This window comes from Mesorhizobium sp. M7A.F.Ca.CA.002.09.1.1, assembly GCF_003998555.1.
In the GTDB taxonomy this organism is placed as follows: Bacteria; Pseudomonadota; Alphaproteobacteria; order Rhizobiales; family Rhizobiaceae; genus Mesorhizobium; species Mesorhizobium ciceri.
The window spans coordinates 1-1897 of sequence record NZ_RZRR01000995.1 but is presented as its reverse complement, the minus strand read 5'-3'; the positions used below and the strand labels follow the sequence as shown (position 1 = coordinate 1897).

The following is a 1897-nucleotide window of genomic DNA, read 5'->3' as shown; positions in this document are numbered from 1 at the left end:
TATCCGATGTGGCGGCGCTGGCGCGCCGTGTGCCTACCGTGTCGATCACCGTTGACGGAACCGATCCCGCGGACATCGCCAGGGCGATGGCAGAGGAAGGCATCTATCTCTGGCACGGTCACAATTACGGTTTGGAGCCAATCAAGCGGCTGGGGCTTGCGGACCGCAACGGTGTCGTCCGCATCGGGCTGGCTCATTACAACACCGAGGCGGAAGTCGATTTCCTGCTGGCGAAGCTGGCGGACTGGATGAAGACGCGGACCTGACATGCGCGACAGAAACGGAACCCCGAGGATCGGCGTCAAGCTGCGCCATGCCAGACAGGTGCTTGGCCTCAGCCTGGAAGAGCTCGGCGCCCGCATCGGGCTGACAGAGGGTTATCTCTCGAAGATCGAAAACGACCGCGCTACGCCGTCCATGGCGGCTCTGCACCGGCTGGTGCAGGCACTGGGCATCAACATGAACGCGATGTTCGGCACGCTGCAGCACAATGCCTCGGAAGTGTTCGTTTTGCGGCAAAACGAGCGTCCGCACATGGAGACGGGACATCGGCGTTCGGGCAACCATGTCGTGCTCGAGCAATTGGTGCCGTCCGGTCCGGAATATCTGCTGCAGATCAACGTCCACGTGATCGAGGCCGGCGGCGGCAGCCCCGAGTTGATCAGCCACAAGGGACAAGAGTTCGGCTACGTGCTCGAAGGTTCCGTCGAATTGCTGGTCGAGGCGAACGTGGTGGCACTCGAGGCAGGCGACGCGTTCTATTTCAACTCCGAACTCGGCCACGGCTACCGCAATATCGGTTCGACCACGGTCCGCATCCTCTGGGTCAACACGCCGCCGACATTCTGACCGCCTCCAGCGCGGCGCCGGATTTCGAGGGAGTTCTGCAGACGTCGTTCAATGAGCCAACGTCCACAGGACAACAGCCGCCGAGCCCAACCGTCCTGTTTCAATGCCCGAACGCGAGCGGCGGGGCCAGTCGGTCGCGCCGCAGCCAGCGCGCCAGCAGCAGCGCGGCCACCACGGCCAGCCCCGTCGACAGGCCGATCCAGATGCCGACGCCATGCAGGCCGAAATGGAAGGCGAGCAGCACGCCGAGCGGCAGGCCGACGCCCCAATAGCCGATCGCGGCATAGATCATCGGCACCTTGGTGTCGTGCAGGCCGCGCAGCATGCCGGCGGCCACCGCCTGGGCGCCGTCGAAGACCTGGAATAGCGCCGCGAAGACCAGGAACGACACGGCAAGTTCGATCACCCTGGCATTGGCCGGATTGCTCAGATCGATGAAGGCGCTGATCAGCGGATGCGGCCACAGGATCATCACCAGCCCCATCAGCGCCATGAACGAGACGCCGATGACGAAGGCGGTCCAGCCGGCGCGCGACACGCCTTGCGGATTGCCGGCGCCATGCGCAAGGCCGACGCGCACCGTCACCGCCTGGTTGAGGCCAAGCGGCACCATGAAGGAGATCGAGGCGATCTGGATGGCGATCGCGTGCGCGGCCAGCGAATCCGCGTCGATCAGGCCCATCAGCAGGGCGGCCGCATTGAAGATAGTCACCTCGAAGGCGAGAATGCCGGCAATCGGCAGGCCGAGCCGCAACAGGCCCTTGAAGCGTGGCCAGTCCGATCGCCAGAACCGTCCGAACAGACGATAACGGCGGAACTTCTTCTCCAGCATCACCACGGCAGCCAGGCCGATGAACATCAGCGTTGAGGACAGCGAGGTGGCAAGGCCCGACCCGGCAATGCCCATCGACGGCACGCCGAGATTGCCGAACATGAACACCCAGTTGAAGAAGGCATTGCAGGCGACGGCAACAAAGACGATGACCAGCGCCCAGCCCGGCCGCTCCAGCGCCGAGATGAACGAGCGCAGCACGATATAGAAGTAGAA

General features: G+C 63.9%; 3 protein-coding genes. 2 read left to right on the top strand and 1 reads right to left on the bottom strand.

Annotated elements, in window-relative coordinates; translation table 11 throughout:
• Together EN994_RS29385 and EN994_RS29380 are read left to right on the top strand one after the other, a co-directional pair.
• Positions 1-266, top strand: a 266-nt coding sequence (locus tag EN994_RS29385) for an aminotransferase class V-fold PLP-dependent enzyme (RefSeq protein WP_127308050.1), incomplete at its 5' end; no start/stop codon positions are given.
• Position 267: 1 nt separating this feature from the next.
• Positions 268-849: a cupin domain-containing protein gene (locus tag EN994_RS29380; RefSeq protein WP_013528422.1), complete on the top strand. Its 582-nt coding sequence runs from the start codon at positions 268-270 to the stop codon at positions 847-849.
• A gap of 100 nt (positions 850-949) precedes the next feature.
• On the opposite strand, the gene EN994_RS29375 is transcribed toward EN994_RS29380, so the two are convergent.
• Positions 950-1897 (bottom strand): MATE family efflux transporter (locus tag EN994_RS29375; RefSeq protein WP_164746315.1); only part of this gene is annotated, 948 nt, incomplete at its 5' end.

Excerpts from the sequence above, each read along its gene's own strand:
- EN994_RS29380 (WP_013528422.1), top strand. The coding sequence starts at position 268 with ATGCGCGACAGAAACGGAACCCCGAGGATCGGCGTCAAGCTGCGCCAT.